The sequence below is a fragment of the Xenorhabdus santafensis genome (assembly GCF_033949405.1).
Lineage (GTDB): Bacteria > Pseudomonadota > Gammaproteobacteria > Enterobacterales > Enterobacteriaceae > Xenorhabdus > Xenorhabdus santafensis.
Genome location: NZ_VCDN01000397.1, coordinates 1 through 347, shown reverse-complemented (window position 1 = coordinate 347; position 347 = coordinate 1). Strand labels below are relative to the sequence as shown.

The following is a 347-nucleotide window of genomic DNA, read 5'->3' as shown; positions in this document are numbered from 1 at the left end:
CTTCAAAAGATTTTGATACGGCGAGAAGAAATTCGTTCGAAAAGTACAAAAATGGTTATCACACTTCTTATAAATCCAAAAAAGATTTAATCCAAGGATTTTATGCCAATTATGAAAGGCTGATTATAGGAAAGAAAGTAGTTCATATTCAGTCTATTGGAGAAGTGAAAACAAGCCAACAACTACCAAGAAATAAAAAACCATCAAATCCAAGAGTTACATTTGATGGTCGTCACTGGTGGATGAGTGTAGGGTTCCAAGAAGACTTTGAATCACAAGAACTAACCAATGAGTCGATTGGTGTGGATGTTGGTTTAAAAGAGTTTTTTGTAGCTTCTAATGGTACG

The 347-nt window shown here is 34.6% G+C and carries 1 protein-coding gene; it reads left to right on the top strand.

The genetic code is table 11. From position 1 onward, the window contains the following. Positions 1-347, top strand: a 347-nt coding sequence (locus tag FE392_RS22885; protein WP_319931978.1) for a hypothetical protein, incomplete at both ends; no start/stop codon positions are given.